The following is a 16,663-nucleotide window of genomic DNA, read 5'->3' as shown; positions in this document are numbered from 1 at the left end:
TTACCCTTCCTCCATACCTGCGTAATGTGCATCAAATTATTTATCTGAAGGAATGGGGATGTCAGTTACATTGACTTCCTTAACGGTTCGCCCTTTGGCGATTAAAAGTCTCAAGTCTTCCAAAATTAAATACAGACAGGGTACAATAACCAATATGATGGTGGTGGCAAAAACAATCCCGAACCCCAAAGAGATGGCCATGGGAATTAGATAGAAAGCCTGGCTTGATGTTTCCAAGATAATGGGAGCGAGTCCACCAAAAGTGGTCATTGTGGTCAAGATAATGGGTCGAAACCTTCGCAGACCTGCTTCGTGGATGGATTTGTAGATGGGGTCACCTTCTTTTCTACGTTTGTTGGCATAGTCTATCATAATAAGAGAGTCGTTGACAACAACCCCGGATAAGGCGATTACTCCCATTAAACTTACCAGTGATAGATCGTATCCCAACAAAATATGACCAATAACGGCCCCAACAATTCCGAATGGGATGGCGAACATAACGATCAAGGGTTGCGAATAACTACTGAAGGCAATGGCAAGCAGTGCATAGATCAGGAGCATTGCAATGGCAAATCCAGCCCGAAGAACACTCGTACTTTCACGCATGTCGGCTTGGCTACCCTCAAAACTCCAAGTTATTCCGGGAAAATCGGCCCGAAGCTGGGGCAACGTTTCTTCTTGAACCTTGGCTATGACCCTTCCCACAGAATTGGCAGGTTCCACATCCATACCCACATTGACCACTCTTCGGCCATCGCGGCGGTTGATGTTGGTGAACGCTTCCTGTTGTTCAATTTCTACAACATCAAATAATGGGACTTCGACCCCATCTGGTGTTCGAAGTAAAAATTTTTCCAGATTTTTGATGTCTTTTCGTTCGTGCAAGGGCAGCTTCACCCGAACTTCAATTTCGTCCATCCCACGCAATTGCCGCATGGCCAGAGCACCAAAGAAGGCATCCCTGACCTGTCTTCCAACTTCATCCGAAGTAAGCCCAAGATTCCTTCCTTGGGGCAACAGCTTAAAATTGAATTGTGTTTTTCCTTTGTTGTAATTATCGGTTACATCACGGGTATTGGAAAAAGCCTGCATCCGGTTTACAAATGCTGTACTGGCTTCCTCCAACACATCAATGTTAGAATGGCTAAGGTCGATGCTGATGGCCTGACGGGCTCCGCCGGGACCTCGTTCAGCTTCAAAGGTGATTTGGTCCACACCTTCAATATCCCCAATATTGTCCCGCCAAAGGGCAATGACCTCACCGGCGGTAATATTTCTTTGATCTGGGGGAAGCATCACGATTTCAACATCGATAAAATTCTGTCCCCGAACGTTGGTTTTGATGCCTTCGGCAACTTCATAAAGATTATGCTCCTCGAACATACGTTGCGTGGCTTCCGAAATGTCATGAGCAACCTTAGCGGCTTGGTCTGGGGTGGTGCCAACGGGCAATCGAACACCAGCTTCAATTTCATCGGCGGCAACCTCAGGCATCATGATCATACCCATGTGACCACTGTAACCGTAGCCACCTACAATCAATAACAAAGTCACGGCGATGCTCAGCGTAATGTATCGATGTTTTAAGCAGATATCCAACAAGGGACGGTATCGTTTCTCTATGAAATTGTCAAAGCTCTTTGCAAAATTTCGTTGCCACCCTTCCAATTTCAACACCCACTTATTTTTGTTTTTCTTCTCTTTTAAATGGCCCAAGTGTGAAGGGAGTATGAACAAAGCTTCAAGCAGGGAAACAGCCAAAATAACAATGACCACAGCGGGCAAGGGCTGCCAGAACTTTCCAGTTTCTCCGGGCATGAAGAGCAGGGGAACAAAGGCAATGATGGTAGTGATGATACTAAAAATAACGGGTAATGAGACATCTTTGGTCCCGGCAATGGCGGCTTTCATGGGGCTCAACCCTTTTTGACGGTATTCATACACATTTTCCCCCACAACAATGGCATCATCCACCACAATCCCAAGTACCACCAAAAACCCAAACATGGAAATCATGTTTACACTTACTCCGATTAAGGGTAGAATGATCATCCCACCAATAAAGGAAATGGTCATACCGATCATGACCCAAAAGGCCAATCGATATTCTAAGAACAATGTCAGAATGATCAATACAATGACGATGGCGAGGATTCCATTTTCAGTGAGTAGCGACAAACGTTCTTGATAATCTGCTGCGCGGTTGCTATCGGTACGGAAGTTGATTCCCGGTGGCAGTTGGTAATCCTTTAAAATGTTTTCCACCACCTTGGCAATTTCCAAGGGTGATTGGTCACCAATCCGGAAAATTTGAAGTTCCACATAATTGGATTGGTTGAATTGACCATGAAATCCAGTTTCTTCAAAACCATCGGTAATTGTGGCAATGTCTTTTAAGTACACTTTAGCCCCTGATGGCGATGACACTATGGTGATATTTCCAAATTCTTCCGCCCATTGTTTTCGTTCCTGCATGCGCAGGAGAATTTCACCACTTTGGGTCTGAACGGCACCGGCAGGGACATCGTTACTGCTCTGTTGGATGATGTCGGCCACTTGGCCCAGTGTCAGGTTGTATTTTTGCAGGTTATTTCTTGGGATTTCAACACGGGTCTCAAAGTCGGGAACATTGTTAAGTTCCACTTGGGTGATTTCGGGATTACTAAGCAAAATGGTACGTAAACGTTCCGCGATTTGGCGCAAGGTCCAGATATCGGCATCCCCATAGATACCAATTTGGAGAACATCCCGTTGCCGGGAACGCAGGCTAACTTCGGGCCGTTCAATATCATCCGGAAAGGTGCGGATACGGTTTATGGCCTGATCAATGTCCTGAAATGCTTTCATGCGTTCAGTGCCAGCAACCAATTCTATGCTGACCTCTCCGGATCCTTCATTGGCCTGAGAGACAATTTCCTTGATGCCCTGCACCCCACGAACCGCTTCTTCAACAGGTTGGAGTACTCCTTGTTCCACCTCGGCAGGAGATGCCCCAGGGTAGGCCACTGAAACCTCCACAAAATCCAACTGAAATTCAGGGAACACCTCTTTTTGAATGGTATACATGGTAAACAGACCACCACCAATCAACAACAGCATCAATAAATTGGTGGCAATTGAATTACGGGCCATATAGGCTATGGCACCTTCCTTTCTCGGCGATTTTTTGTTGTCTTTATTCTCCTCCTTCATCCTATTCCTGTGTTTGAGTGGTGGGTTCATTGCTTTTGGTACGGAGATCAATGCCATCCGTTACGGTACTGAGGTTCGTGGTCACAATCATTTCACCTTTGTTCAAACCTTCACTGATGTAGGAATGTGTATCATCGGTCAATACAATTTCAACATCACGAATTTCCAACTTAGCATCTTTCATGACCCATACGGTTTCATTGCTTCGAACAAAATCCCGGTTCAGACGTACTACATTTTCAACAGGGTTAGCCTGAATATGGACTTCAACAAAGGTTCCTATCATTAGTTTTGGTTGATTCTCCATGGCTTTTGTGGTGGATAAGGGGTCTTGGACTTTAACTAGAACCCGAGCCAATCGAGTTTGCCCCTCAAGGGCACCAATTTGTTTGTCCAAATACCCTTCACGATAGGTATTGGGTGGCCAAGCTGTTGGATTTTCAATTCGTACATGGGAACCTTTTTCAGTATCGTCATTGGGGAAATCCAGCCATTGTATTTTGGAAACGGGAACGGCAGCGGCTACCCAATAATGTTCTGTACCTACAATTCTCCCCAAATCGTCTCCTTGTGAAACTTGGGAGCCCTTGGTTACGTTTTGACTTAAAATATGGGCATCAAAAGGGGCACGGATGGTAGTTCGGTCCAGATTAAGTTGCGCTTGGTCAACTGAAGCTCTAGCTGCATTGATGTTGGCCTTTACAGCATTGAGTTGCGGTTTTCTAAGGACCAATTGCCGTTCCTCTTCAGAAAGAGGATTGCCTCCAAAAAGCGAGTCGTTGGCTATGAGTTGAAGGTCTTGTTCTGCTATTTGTTGTCTTCCCATTTCGGTGGCCAGCGTCGTTTCTGACTGCAACAATTCACTTTTTCTGAGCTCCAGTGTGTTTCTGTAATCCGAAGGGTCAATCTGCAATAGCACTTCATCCTTTTTGACAAATCCACCAGGGGTAAATGCGGGATCTCTCCGTATAATTTGCCCTGACACCAATGGACTTAGGATGACATCTTCAACTGGTTGAACGGTACCTGTGGCCACGATGGTGGGTTCAAAAGTGCCATACTCCACTTGGATTACATCAACCAGAATGGCGGTTTCGATGGAAGCACCCTCTCGTTGTGCTTCGGGTTCGGTGGAAAAAATAAGTGTTGTGATCAGCGCACCACCTGCCAAGATGGCCAAACAAATCCATAGTATTTTTTTACTACTCATACAGTTCTTTTACGTTTCGGTTTTGATTTTCAAGACCTCTGCCTGTTTCAAAACTTCCGGCCAGTGCGCGGTACAACCCAACCCGAATCTGAATATGTTGGAGTTGTGCCGAAACAAAGTCCCTGCGTAGCTGCTGTTCTTGGTCTAGACCTACCAATACGTCCAAATATGGACTGAAGCCGTTTAAGAATTCCACCCGCAATTGCTTGTTGCTTTTTTCCGCAAGCTCCAATTGCCGCTGAATGTTCTCCAACCGTTGCTTCTGCATGATATCCTGTACAAGAGCATTTTCTACTTCATGAAAGGCAGTTAGGGTAGTTTGTCCGTATTGGTAAAGGCGTTGTTGTTTTATGGCGAGGGTCCTGTCCACTTCGGCATTTAACTGTCCACCGTTGAATAGCGGGGCCAATATGTTTCCGGCCAAGGAATAGGCCCAATTATCAAAAAGATTTTCAAAACTGTTGGAACGCAGTTGCCCTCTTGCACTTACTGAAATTCTCGGATATTTGCTACGAACCGCTGAAGCCCAATCTTGATCGGCAGCCAGTAATAGGGCATACGACTGTTGAAGGTCAGGTCTTCTCCGCACAAGTTCAAGCGGTAGACCTGTTTCTGGCAGTTCTGGGACCTTGGGCAAGTCAATTTTATGAAAAGGTAAACTATCTTGTGGTTGCTTTCCCAAGAGTACGGCCAACTGATTTTCCAAGACTTGCACATTGGTTGAAAAAATGATTTGCTGTTCTTTGGTGCTCTCGAGTAATTGACCTTGTCTGAGAATGTCCACAGCCCGTATTTGTCCTCCTGTAAATCGGGAGCGGATGAGTTTGATAATGGCTTCGTTTGTTTCAATCTGATTTTCGGTGATTTTTAATTGTTGCTTGGCAGCGACCAATTGGTACCAAGTTGAAGTGATTTCAGCGGAGAGTGAGATGGCTGCGGCTCGGTAATCGAAAAGGCTGGCTTCGGCCCTAAGTTTTTCAGCTCTAACGGCGGTCCCGATTCGGCCCCAGAGATCTAGTTCGTAGTTGGCCAAAAACCCCAACTGCGTATTTTCTCCTCCCACAAAATCGGGTTCGGGTAAATTAATGGCCGATTGTGCCGATGCATTGATTTCGGGCCATTTACTGGAAGCTTGCCCCTTTACCACCGCTTTGGCGGCCATAAATTGTTGCCAAGTTGCCGCCAAATCCAAATTAGATTGCATGGCGCTGTCAATCAATTTATTCAAATTTTCATCTTGAAAAGCATGCCACCATTTGTCTTCAATAATAGCGGAACCAGTTTGGGAGAATTCCTTTGGTTCTTTAATGGGAAGTTCAGTATTTGAGAATTTAGGCGCGCAATTCACCATCAGAATCAAGATAGAGGCGAAAAGTAGCAATGGTTTGTATTTGGCTAATCGTACCAACACGTGTTTTTAAGGAATGGTTTCTATTTCTTTAAAATAATTTTTTTGGTGAGAAACTATATTAACAAAAACATAATTGTTTATGTAGTAGGAGTGGTTTTGGCGTGGAAGAGTAGAAAATCAAGTAAGTATTTGCATGTTTTGAATGTGTTTTTTTGATTTTTTGCGAGAATCCAAAAGTTTTAACAGGACTTGTCAAATAAATATGGGGTAACCAAGTTTAATGCATACAGACATAAACCCCAAATCTAATCTTTATGAAAAAGCTTGAAAAGATTATCCTTTTGACTTTATCACTGACAGGTGTTATTATTTTGCAGTCCTGTAGTTCTGATGATTCTCCCACACAGATTTCAGATACCTATATTCGATTTTCCATAGATGATACTGATTATGATTTTTTAGACATTATTACCGCAGAATCCCTATCCATTACCTTCAATGGAAATAATGGTGAAGGATTGACCGATGTTGGAGATACCCGAATCAGTCTTTATTTGCCATTGGATATCACTACCGGAGATTTTGATATTGAGGGAGGTGCATTTGGTGGGGATTACAAGATTTCATTTACATCAGAACCCATGGGATTTGATTTTAATTTTGCCCAAAGTGGAAATATCAATGTAACCAGTGTTTCTGAGGATTATGTTGAAGGAACCTTTACTGCTACAATTACTTCAGAAACAGATGTTACCATAACGCTTACGGATGGTGAGTTTAGGGCACTGATGATAGATTAGGAACTAATAATAACCTAAAGCACAAAAAATTTTGGGCTTTTTTTGTTGGAGTATTATGTAGGTGTATTCTATTGGTCAAAACCCCAATAAATAGGGGTGTTACTGGCCTTCGTAAATTTATGCTCACTGAATAGGTGACTTGTTATAATTATTTCCCAAAATAGGATAAATATATGGTTTTACTATTTGATGATTTTGTAGCCAAAAGGAGACCTGTATTTGGTTTGCTTTACTCCTAACCCTAAAAATTGGCCTTTATTGGGATATCATTCGTTCCATAAATCTGTAATAGGGCCATAACCACATGGATTCAACGGCATTTGATCATAGGCCTTAACCTCTTGGGAATGCACTCCGTATAATCTTTTGGCCGTTTCTTTAATGGCATTTACCATGTGTTTATATGGGCGGTCGGTCACATCGACTAGACCACAATTATAATTCTCGCCATCATAAGATCGGCCTGTAACATCTTGATCGGACCTCATCCAAAAACTCAGCCTCTTCAAACGGAATCAATTGCGCTGCCATTTCCAAAACAGATAGAATATAGACATCCGGTTCCACAATGGCAGTATGGTTTCCGGAATTGGGATTGTCCAAGGCCAAAATACAGACGTTAAGTAGTGACTCCACTTTAAAAAGCGGGTCGCAATAGCCTTTGACCCGTAAATGGGTGGCACTAAAATCCTTTTTCTGGGGTGTCAACGAACCAAAATAAGTTTCCAAAGAGAGGTCTAGGTTTTCTAGAGCAATGGTTTTTACTTTTTCCATACAAGATGATTTGGGTTTTATTTTTCCAAAGGAAATGCATAATGTTGAAAAAGATGTCATACAACAAGTTGACACTTGTTTTCTTACTAAAATATTGGGAAGCATTCTTGGGCTAAGTGCTCAAAAAGAGTGCAACCAATCTGATTTGGCCAGAGCTTGACTCGATGGAGTCTCATGACTGAAAGCAAAACCTTTTGCAAAATGGCAGAAGTACCTGTGGAACTACTTAGTGTATTCCTTAGTGAAAAACCAGTTGCAACCGCCTTGGGGGTAAAGCTATCCAAGTTGATAGATTTTTGAAATACAAAAAACCACCCGAAGGTGGTTTTCAATGTGGAGCCGGAGGGACCAGAACCCACCTCTTAAAACCCCTGTAAATAAAGACTTTCTAGCCCTTCGAAATTTTTCGCTCACCGAATAGGTGACTTTCTTACCGATTTAGGGCAAATTGCGGAAAAACCCTATTTTTTTTAAGGGAAATCTGTAATCTAATTTGAGTTTCATTTGTTAAATTCAAATGCTTCAAAATTACCTCCTAACACTATTCTGATTGCTTTGACAAAAATCCCCTTGAAAGGGAAAATAACCAAAATAGATAGTGGTTTACCTTGTCAATGTGGTTTACGTCGAATAAGCAAATCTGATCTAAGAAAAATTCTATGGCAATTGGAAATCATGTATAAGTCGAATCGAAACCTAAGTAATTTTGAAAAAACAACAATTAAAAAACTTATTACTGACTACCTCTTCCCTACTATATGGTTTCATCGCAATAAGTCAATCTGAAGTAGTCCATTCTGGAAATCTGGAGGGGTTAACATACGATTACGCTACTAAGAAATTAGAAGGTTCGCTACCTTTTGATGAATTCACCTATTTGCTAATCAAAAAAGGGGGTGGTGATTTTTACGATAAGGCCTTTTTGTATGAGATTGAATACGTGAAAGAATCAAAAAAAGAAAAAGATACTGTATGTCCGTTCCCTACTGATTCTTGTGGTGAGGAAGCACAGATTATTGAGGATAGCTCTGATAAAGATCCAAAAAAAGTAAGAAGACCAAAATACAAGGAGGTAATGTCTAATAAATGGCAGACTAAGATATTTTATTCTGAAGAAGAACTAAATTGCTTTATAAAGGAAAAGAAAAGAAATCCTTTCGAACAAAAGGGAAAAATTAAAAAAACCTCTGATGGAAAATATGAAATAGAATTTCGTACAGGTTATTATGCTCCTTTACAGAACCTAGGGTTCAAACAATTTGGAGAAAATGGAAAATCCATTAAAGCCATCATCTCTCCATTAAAGCCAGGCAAGCTTTATGAAATTGTTGTAAACAGAAAACTCAAGGATAACGAAATCTCTTTGGTTTATGAATACCTTGATCTATATAGAAAAGGCAGTGTGCCGAAAGTCAATGGACAGGTAGACCTTTGCAAGGCAAAGGATTTTTATGATAGTAGAATTGTAGTCTTGGAAAGTAGATTGGTTAGAAGAATCCACAATCTTACCATTTTTCCCGAGAAGCATAAAGATTTTGTTGATTCCATAGTTCGTAAAAAACTATACACTTCAATTAATGAGGATTTACTGCCGCAATTTATAATTCCAAATGAGCATATATATCCAAGTGACAATCTGATAAGTGAAATAGGCGCTAAAATAAAGGCGGAAGAGTTGGATTTTAAGATCTATACGAAGTGGATGTCTTTGTTTAGGAAATCTGATGAGAACAATGATAAAGAGATTTTAAAAGTACTTAACGGAACTAACTATCCAAAATCAAAATCATTTGACTATCACACTATTTCGAAAAATTTGAAAAAGAATAGCGACAGTCTGGGTTTGCTCAAATTTGAATTGGAAAAGTTGTTGATATTAGACAATTCAGATACCGTTAACGATTTTTACAATGATTTTTTTGAAACCTTTTATAAAGCGGTTACTGACAACTATGAAACTGTCGACAGTTACGACAAGAAAGTTAAGAAAGAGTTTAACAGATCACTTGGCGTATCGGAATTATTGAGTATCAGTACTAGGGGAAAAACATTAAAAACAGCAAACTCCAAAGTTTTAGTTCCGGATTTTGGATTTGTAAATGCTTTTGCACACAATCAAACAGGTGAGATTAGGTATTTTGCGAGACCATATTTTGGTTTAAACATTCACTTTCGAGGGATTAATAAAGAGCAAAGATTAGGGGAAATTATGGATAAATCGTTTCGTCATCGCTTTTCAATAGCAATTGGAGTTACTATTGGAAAGATTGAAGCACAAGGATATACAGATCTTTTTAATGGTATCAGCCCGATGACTGGATTAAACATGCGTGTTTCTAGACAAATTCGATTTGGACTTGGAACGCTTTGGTTGAGGGAAAATGAAGCTAATCCAATAATTGATGAGTCTAGAGTGCAGTTTGCTCCTTACGTCAGTATGTCTTTAGATTTTGGGTTGTTCGAACAAGCAGGTAAATTGGTAGGTAATGTTTTTTAAAATGAAAAATTTAGCTTTTTTAGGATTGCTCCTTATAATAGTTTTTAATTCATGTACCGATGAAGTTGTTTTTTCCGATCTAGTGGAAATTGAGCAAAGTCGAATGGAATGGATTGCAAATGGTTCCGATACCTTATCATTTTCAATTACGTTTAATAGTGAATCAGTTATTGATAAAATCTCCGCAGAGGCAACAATTAGCAATGGGACTTTTGTTGAAAACGATATGACCACGTTAACTTTTGTTCCTAAGAGAACTCCAGACAATACCATCGAAAGCAAGATCATTGTAAAGTCTTCTACAAACAATTCGGAAAGTACCATTGAGTTTAATATTAACGAGTTCAAGGAAGAGTTTACGATTATGTCAAATCCTTCGACTCCTTCAAAAATTGAGTTATCTGCGTCTGCATTTTCGGTTCAAAGTGAATTTGGGGATGAAATAAACCTTACGGGTACCGTTAGAAATTCAGGGAACAAGATGGTTAGTCAAGGCGTTGGAGTACTGCTGGAAGATATACTCGAAGATGGACAACCGGTAAACGGAAGATTCAGAAATGCCGCATTAAATACTAATTCTAATAGTCAGATTTCGGCGATTTATACAGTTGGCAATATCTTATCATATCAGGATATCTATATAGTGGCAACGGTCTTGGACGAGAACAAGAACAAAACAGAAATAATTGATAGTGTTCAAATATTTGTTAACCCAAAGGAATAAAAATGGAACAAGAGAAAATTAAGAAAGCAGTAGAACTTATAAATGAAATTTTAAAGGAGGCTAACAGAGAAGAGTTACAAGTAGATAGAATACTATTGAAAAACCGAAATATGGATTTGGAAAATATAAAGGCCGCAGCGGCCTGTTGGATTGATCCAGTCACTGGCAAGATTAGCTGTTAATCAGTGTTCCTATACTGGACTTAATATTAAAATTGTCCAACTATGATTTAATCTTTGGATGGTGACGATAAAGTTGGTTTTGGTAAGGTTCTCGGTAACCACTTTTTGACCTTAATATTCTTATCCAAATTATATTTGTTTTGATTGTTCTTGAAATAGGAGGTATGAACTTTCAACCCCACTAATTAAATGTCCAATATTATTTGGGCTTGTGCTCATATATATTTTGTGCTCAAAGAATAGCTGACTTTTTAATATGAAAAGATAGATATTCATGGCTGTACTAAATTCAACGCTTATTTGATTCGATGCAACCTTTTGTCAATTAAAGCAATGAATTTCCTTTTTTGTTTTTCCTTTAAAAAACTTTCATCAATAAGGAAAGGCCATTTTTTTGTACCACTTAAAATTCTGGCCCAAAGGTTTTCGATGGCTTTTATGGGAATATGTGCTTTGGCCATTGCCCCATTAAAATCTGACTTTGTGATTTTCCTTTTTTTACCGTTCAAGGTCAAGGCCAGTTCCTCTGGGTCGTCAGGGATTACCAATTGTGCCGAGATCATGTCGTAGGCAGGGGCAAGGGAGTAAGAATCTCGATTGGTTGATATGAGGGAGAAGTTTTTTAGGTGCATATCATTGTTACCGATCAGGAATGAAACAATGACCTGTTCGTAGAATCGGACGATATCAAATATAGGGTTCTGTGAATAAGCGATGATGGCCTTGGCAATCCGCTCATAAGAGCCTCTATATTTGTGTTCAGTAAGGCGCTCAGTGAACTGGCATGCATCTTCCATAGCAAATTTATTACCCTCTGAATCCCTATCTATTCTTCGGGTCAGGTAGGCCAGATGTCCATCCTTTAACCGAATCAATATAAAGGGCACTGTATCAATTCCACAAGCCTTAGCCATCAACATTGAAAGGGCTTCCGTTTCGGGCATTTGGGGGTATTCGGAAAAGGGTGGTTTTAATATGTACCTTCCATTTAAGGCCCCCACTATAGTGAGCCTGGACTTGTTTTCATCTGTGAAACCCAATGAAAGCTTAGGCTGTACCCCGGTAACTATGACACGTTGTGCCACATTTTCTCTGGCCAGTTCCTCAATCTGTGACAGCTCATAATCCAATTCAAGTACTGGTGTGTCGTTTTGCCAAAAAGCCTTTAGACAGTCTGGATGATATAAACTCCCTTCAGGGAAAACAGGTTTTTGACAGGCCAGACAGTTGCTCATTTTTCCAATACACTTATGTTGCCGATACAATCCTTACAGGTGGCCAATAAAAGTCCCATCCTATCACGGGGATTCAGTTTCCAATTTTTATGTGCAATATCCAATAACCATCCTTCCGGGATCAGACCATCAAAAAAGGGAAACAAATAATCTGAATGATAGGTTTTGTTCCTAAGGGGCAACGTCAAAGACACGGCAATGGGATTTTCTGATTCCAGATAATCCTGTGAATAGGTAAAGTGGTATCCTTCCTCGTCCTCTTTTAGGGTTCCTGCTACGTTATTGTTCACCCAGATTTCTCCTTGTCGCATCACTTATTGGTGTAGGGGTTAATTCATGTCCAAAAAATAAAAGGACCTGATTGATTTTGTCCGTCATCAGATTGGGTTTTCCCTGCTCCAATTCACGGACAAAACGTAGTCCCACCCCTGTGGTGTCGGAAAGTTCGAATTGGGTCAGGTTAAGGTCCTTCCTTCTCTTGCGAGTGAACTGTGCTATGGGATTATTTCTATTCCATTTCCTCATTACTATACCTTTTCGGGTGCAAAATACGAATAATATTTAAAATTACACCTAAAAGGGTATAAAAAATATTGTTTTAAGAATATTATACCTTTTCGGGTATGCAACAAGCACGGAAAAAGTGCATTGTTTGGTCAAACTTGAAAAATGCACACATGTGAGGATAAATCGAATTCCCTGCCTATTCCCAACTTTGGATTCTACTTGTATTAAATAAAAGGATTCCATTGCTTTTAACACTTCACGGATTGGACCCACAAGGAAATTTAAGGCAAAAGTGGAATCCTTGGTTGCTGAGACAGCCCATTATGATAGGTTCAGCAAGTTGTTGCTCGACAGAAAACAGAAGAACATTATTACCAAACATAAAAGGGGTATCCGGCTTCGGTTGGAGGACATGGTCTATTATGGGAGGGAAGTGTACTTGGTCCTCGGGATACGGAATAGCTCGGGAATCGATTTTGAGGTGGACCGTTTGGAAGTCTTTCGCATCAATGGGAGCGCCAAACGAAGGGCCTCCTATCAGGAAATCCCCTAGGAACCCATCCATAAGTATGGGGTGCCGAACAGGGTCAAGAATGGGGAGATGGTACGGTTTATCCATGTCCTGCCCAAGTTTGTACTCGGTGATAGAGAACGTTTGAAATTGGTTCTGGAAGAACTGCACGGTGCTAGGCGGGTGGAGTTGAGGCAATAGGTTTTTTGTAATATGTTAAAAAGGGACCTAAAAGACGAGCTTATTGTTGTGTGTTGGATGTAAGCGTTTGTGGTCGGTGAATTGATTGTTCAGGTTCAAATCTGCAGGTATTTTAAGTTAAACAAAATTTGGCGAACATTGGATTGTTTATCAAGAGCACTCAGCCATAGTCAATTAGCTCCTGCTTCAAGTCATTCGTTACAATGTTCCATATTGAAATGGGCACTATCCATGATGTTGGCATATACCATTGATTTTTATTCGGTGTGCTCAAAATTTCTATTTAATTTCTCCAATTTTATTTTTTAAGCAGGTTTATCTCAATATGAGGAATATAAAGGAAAAGTTAGCCTAGAGTTCAATTGGATTTGGCTTATATTTAAAGATATTTTTCCAATTCTATGGATTTTAGAATTGATGAATGCTTTTTTATATAACGTTTTAAAAATCCTCGATTTTATGATGAAATGGACACTATCGGTATTGTTCCTTATCGCTGTCAAGGTTTCGATGGCCAATGTCACCCTACCTTCGGTATTTTCAGATCATATGGTCCTCCAGCAACAAGAAGAGGTGAAAATCTGGGGATGGGCCAGCCCGAATGAGGTAATCACCATATCTCCCTCATGGACCCAAGAAGTTTATGCCACCAAGGCCGATAATCAGGCGCATTGGGAACTGCTTTTGAGAACACCTGCGTATGGCGGCCCCTATAGCCTAAAAATTGTGGGCAACAATGCGATTTTATTGGAAGATATTCTAGTGGGAGAGGTTTGGTTGTGTTCTGGACAGTCCAACATGGAAATGTCCGCCAGTTGGGGAATTGACAATGGGGATGATGCGGTGGCTCAGGCCCAACAGCCACAGATCCGGTTTTTTAATGTTCCAAAAAAGTCAGCGAATACACCCCAGGACAATGTGCCTGGCCATTGGGAGGTTTGTACCCCTGAAAGTATGAAAACCTCCAGTGCGGTGGCGTATTTTTTTGCTAAAGAACTAGGGAAGGAGTTGAGGGGTGTACCTGTCGGACTGATTGTGTCCGCCTGGGGAGGAACACCCGCGGAGGTCTGGATGCCCGAAGAAACCATTGAAAGCAACAGTGTGATTGCATCGGCGGCAAACCAATTGACCCCAGTGGTATGGGGTCCCGTGGAACCTGCAAGGGCATACAATGCAATGATCCATCCTTTGGTGGGATTTGGATTGGCCGGAACACTGTGGTACCAAGGTGAGGCAAACACTGGATCACAGGTTTATGACAAGACCCTTGGGAGCTTGATTGAGTCTTGGAGGGCATTGTGGAAAAAGAATTTTCCTTTTTATTTCGTTCAGATCGCCCCTTATCAATATGGAGAGGGCAATGATAACGGGGTGGAGATCAGGGATGCACAAAGACGGGTGCTTGACCAAGTTTCCAATACCGCAATGGTGGTGATCAGTGATGTTTCCCCAGTAGATGACATTCACCCGAAGGACAAAAAATCAGTTGGTGAAAGACTTGCCAAGGTGGCCTTGAAAAAACATTACACCACTATTGATGGTTTGGTTGAAAGTCCCTTGTTCAAGCAAGTTACTTTCAATAGGAATAAGGCCATAATTTCCTTTAGGCATGCAAAAGGTCTTTATGTTAAGGATAAGAAATCCATGTTCGAGATAGCGGGCCATGACAAGAAATTCTTTCCAGCAACTTTTGTTGTCCAAGGGGAAACGATTGTGGTTTCGTCCAAAAAGGTCAAAGACCCCAAATATGTCAGGTTTGCATGGGGCAATACCCTACAGGCCAATGTTTTCAACAGGGCCAATCTGCCTGCATCAAGTTTTACCACGTTGCGGTGAAACCTTTTATTAGCTTAAAGACGAAGAGGAACATAATCCGGTCATTAAGCGACCACAAATTGTAAAGATTCACATTGGGACATAAAATGGATGTTAAGAAATACACAAAGCGGTTCTTTCCAGTGACCCTTGCAGTATTGATCTTTGGCATTTTTTATGTGATTTTGTTCTTCCCCAAGAGAAACCGAGAGATGATTCGTGTTGCGGATGAATATCAAATGTATTGCGGCAGTTGTCACATCGCTCCCGAACCGTCAAATATTCCAAAAGCTATTTGGGAAAAGAACGTGCTGCCCGAAATGGCCGCACGGATGGGATATCGCTATGACGATTTCAACCCCTACAAGTATTCTATAGAAGAGAACCATTATGTTCGATTGAGCAATGCGTATCCGGAAGAGCCCATTTTGGACAGTGTGACATGGGAAAGGTTGCGGGATTATATTCTTAGTCAGGCTCCGGATAGTGTTCCCAACCTACCAATACGAAAGGGAAGATCTTCAAAACTTGTTCAATTTGATGCCGTACCAAGGAAATTGGACATGGGTCCTTCCGGTGGCATCGTCAACATTGGATTTGATCCTGCAAGTGGAAGGGTGTTCATCGGGGATGTGTTCGGTCAGGTTCATGAATGGCAGAAACCATCGCCCATGGCTGAATTTTTTGAATCACCAGTGGTTTTAACTGTCCTAGGGCAGGATACCCTTTATATCACGGAAATGGGGAAAATGGGGCCAAGTGAGATTCCAAAAGGGAAAATGTACCATGCAAGTGGCGGGGCCATCCCCGGAATGGAAAAATTGCATAGACCTGTTTACAGTCAAGTGGTTGATTTGAACGGGGATGGCCAAAATGAAATACTTGTTTGTGAGTTTGGGCACCTTACCGGTGAACTTTCCCTATTTGTAAAAAAAGATTCAACATTCGCCAAGAATACATTAATGCAGTTGCCAGGGGCCATAAAAGTGGATATATTGGATATTGATGGTGACGGGAAAAAAGATATCATAGCGCTGTTTTCCCAAGGCAGGGAGGGAATATACGCTTTTGTCCAAAAAGACGACTTACAGTTTGATGTCGAACGGTTGATTGGGCTTCCCCCCGAATATGGCCTTAGTTGGTTTTCCGTGTTGGATTACAATAAAGATGGTCATTTTGATATTGTCACGGCCAATGGGGACAATGCAGATTATTCCAATTTTCTAAAACCATACCATGGGATTCGATTGTACTTGAACAATGGTGCAAATCAATTCACCGAAGAGTGGTTCTATCCCATTAATGGTGTGACCCGGGTTTTGGCGGATGATTTTGACCTGGATGGGGACATTGACTTTGCCACGATGTCATTCTTCCCAGATTTTGAAAACAATCCAGAAGAGGGATTTGTTTACCTGGAAAATCAGGATGCCATATCCTATAGTTTTATACCCTATGTCACCGAAAAGGCAAAGACCGGGAATTGGCTTGTCATGGATAAGGGAGACTTTGATAAAGACGGGGATGTTGACCTTATGTTGGGAAACTTTAATGTGTTGAAGAGTCTATCATTTAGGGAAGAAAATGATTTTGACATTTTATATCTTGAAAATAGGACGATCCACAAGCAGCTGTAATTGAACTGACAGCCAAAATACATG

At 41.2% G+C, this 16,663-nt stretch carries 15 protein-coding genes; 7 read left to right on the top strand and 8 right to left on the bottom strand.

Translation table 11 applies throughout. From position 1 onward, the window contains the following. Window positions 1–36: 36 nt before the first annotated feature. From FG28_RS02505 to FG28_RS02495, 3 genes are read right to left on the bottom strand one after another with little or no spacing between them, the layout of a single operon-like run. Window positions 37–3,195 (bottom strand): efflux RND transporter permease subunit, encoded by a 3,159-nt coding sequence (locus FG28_RS02505; RefSeq protein WP_036386077.1) that lies wholly within the window; start codon window positions 3,193–3,195, stop codon window positions 37–39. A gap of 1 nt (window position 3,196) precedes the next feature. Further along, window positions 3,197–4,405 (bottom strand): efflux RND transporter periplasmic adaptor subunit, encoded by a 1,209-nt coding sequence (locus FG28_RS02500; RefSeq protein WP_036379644.1) that lies wholly within the window; start codon window positions 4,403–4,405, stop codon window positions 3,197–3,199. Further along, entirely contained in the window at window positions 4,398–5,816 is a 1,419-nt protein-coding gene (locus FG28_RS02495) for a TolC family protein (RefSeq protein WP_051947161.1), read from the bottom strand. Before FG28_RS02495 ends, FG28_RS02500 begins: the two co-directional genes overlap by 8 nt. Before the next feature lie 254 nt (window positions 5,817–6,070). Here FG28_RS02495 and FG28_RS02490 point away from each other — a divergent pair, with 254 nt between their 5' ends. Further along, entirely contained in the window at window positions 6,071–6,556 is a 486-nt protein-coding gene (locus tag FG28_RS02490) for a hypothetical protein (RefSeq protein WP_036379643.1), read from the top strand. Between the two features lie 266 nt (window positions 6,557–6,822). Here FG28_RS02490 and FG28_RS21035 read toward each other — a convergent pair whose 3' ends face one another. Beyond that, window positions 6,823–6,951: a hypothetical protein gene (locus FG28_RS21035; protein WP_262491869.1), complete on the bottom strand. Its 129-nt coding sequence runs from the start codon at window positions 6,949–6,951 to the stop codon at window positions 6,823–6,825. Between the two features lie 55 nt (window positions 6,952–7,006). After that, window positions 7,007–7,330, bottom strand: coding sequence for a hypothetical protein (locus FG28_RS02485; protein WP_036379642.1), 324 nt, complete (start codon window positions 7,328–7,330; stop codon window positions 7,007–7,009). A gap of 706 nt (window positions 7,331–8,036) precedes the next feature. Between FG28_RS02485 and FG28_RS02480 the strand changes: the two genes are divergently transcribed. Genes FG28_RS02480 through FG28_RS02470 form a run of 3 tightly spaced genes read left to right on the top strand, consistent with a single transcriptional unit; the run spans window position 8,037 to window position 10,733 of the window. Continuing rightward, window positions 8,037–9,827 carry a hypothetical protein gene (locus FG28_RS02480; RefSeq protein WP_156102185.1) on the top strand — a complete coding sequence of 597 codons (1,791 nt, stop codon included), beginning with the start codon at window positions 8,037–8,039 and terminating at the stop codon, window positions 9,825–9,827. A 1-nt stretch (window position 9,828) separates the two neighbouring features. Next, a complete protein-coding gene (locus FG28_RS02475) occupies window positions 9,829–10,551 on the top strand; it encodes a hypothetical protein (protein ID WP_156102184.1) in 723 nt (240 codons plus the stop codon). 2 nt (window positions 10,552–10,553) lie between these two features. Continuing rightward, window positions 10,554–10,733: a hypothetical protein gene (locus tag FG28_RS02470; protein ID WP_036379635.1), complete on the top strand. Its 180-nt coding sequence runs from the start codon at window positions 10,554–10,556 to the stop codon at window positions 10,731–10,733. Between the two features lie 296 nt (window positions 10,734–11,029). On the opposite strand, the gene FG28_RS02465 is transcribed toward FG28_RS02470, so the two are convergent. The 3 genes from FG28_RS02465 to FG28_RS02455 are packed head-to-tail and all read right to left on the bottom strand — an operon-like array spanning window position 11,030 to window position 12,493. After that, the gene (locus FG28_RS02465; RefSeq protein ID WP_036379634.1) at window positions 11,030–11,968 is read right to left on the bottom strand and encodes a HipA domain-containing protein; all 939 of its coding nucleotides are present in this window, start codon (window positions 11,966–11,968) and stop codon (window positions 11,030–11,032) included. Further along, entirely contained in the window at window positions 11,965–12,279 is a 315-nt protein-coding gene (locus FG28_RS02460) for a HipA N-terminal domain-containing protein (protein WP_036379632.1), read from the bottom strand. The genes FG28_RS02465 and FG28_RS02460 overlap by 4 nt, the downstream gene beginning before the upstream one ends. Further along, window positions 12,248–12,493 carry a helix-turn-helix transcriptional regulator gene (locus tag FG28_RS02455; RefSeq protein WP_036379630.1) on the bottom strand — a complete coding sequence of 82 codons (246 nt, stop codon included), beginning with the start codon at window positions 12,491–12,493 and terminating at the stop codon, window positions 12,248–12,250. Before FG28_RS02455 ends, FG28_RS02460 begins: the two co-directional genes overlap by 32 nt. Window positions 12,494–12,776: 283 nt before the next feature. On the opposite strand from FG28_RS02455, the gene FG28_RS19985 reads away from it, so the two are divergent. The 3 genes from FG28_RS19985 to FG28_RS02440 all read left to right on the top strand — a co-directional run bounded on the left by FG28_RS19985 (window position 12,777) and on the right by FG28_RS02440 (window position 16,639). Beyond that, window positions 12,777–13,028 (top strand): hypothetical protein, encoded by a 252-nt coding sequence (locus FG28_RS19985; RefSeq protein ID WP_197062543.1) that lies wholly within the window; start codon window positions 12,777–12,779, stop codon window positions 13,026–13,028. Between the two features lie 618 nt (window positions 13,029–13,646). Further along, on the top strand, window positions 13,647–15,023 hold the full coding sequence (locus FG28_RS02445; protein WP_231562590.1) for a sialate O-acetylesterase: 1,377 nt from the start codon (window positions 13,647–13,649) through the stop codon (window positions 15,021–15,023). Window positions 15,024–15,109: 86 nt separating this feature from the next. Then, the gene (locus tag FG28_RS02440; RefSeq protein ID WP_036379628.1) at window positions 15,110–16,639 is read left to right on the top strand and encodes a VCBS repeat-containing protein; all 1,530 of its coding nucleotides are present in this window, start codon (window positions 15,110–15,112) and stop codon (window positions 16,637–16,639) included. The last annotated feature ends 24 nt before the right edge of the window (window positions 16,640–16,663 follow it).

This window comes from Muricauda sp. MAR_2010_75 (assembly GCF_000745185.1).
In the GTDB taxonomy this organism is placed as follows: domain Bacteria; phylum Bacteroidota; class Bacteroidia; order Flavobacteriales; family Flavobacteriaceae; genus Flagellimonas.
The sequence above is the reverse complement of the archived record's forward strand: the minus strand, read 5'-3'. Positions and strand labels throughout refer to the sequence as shown.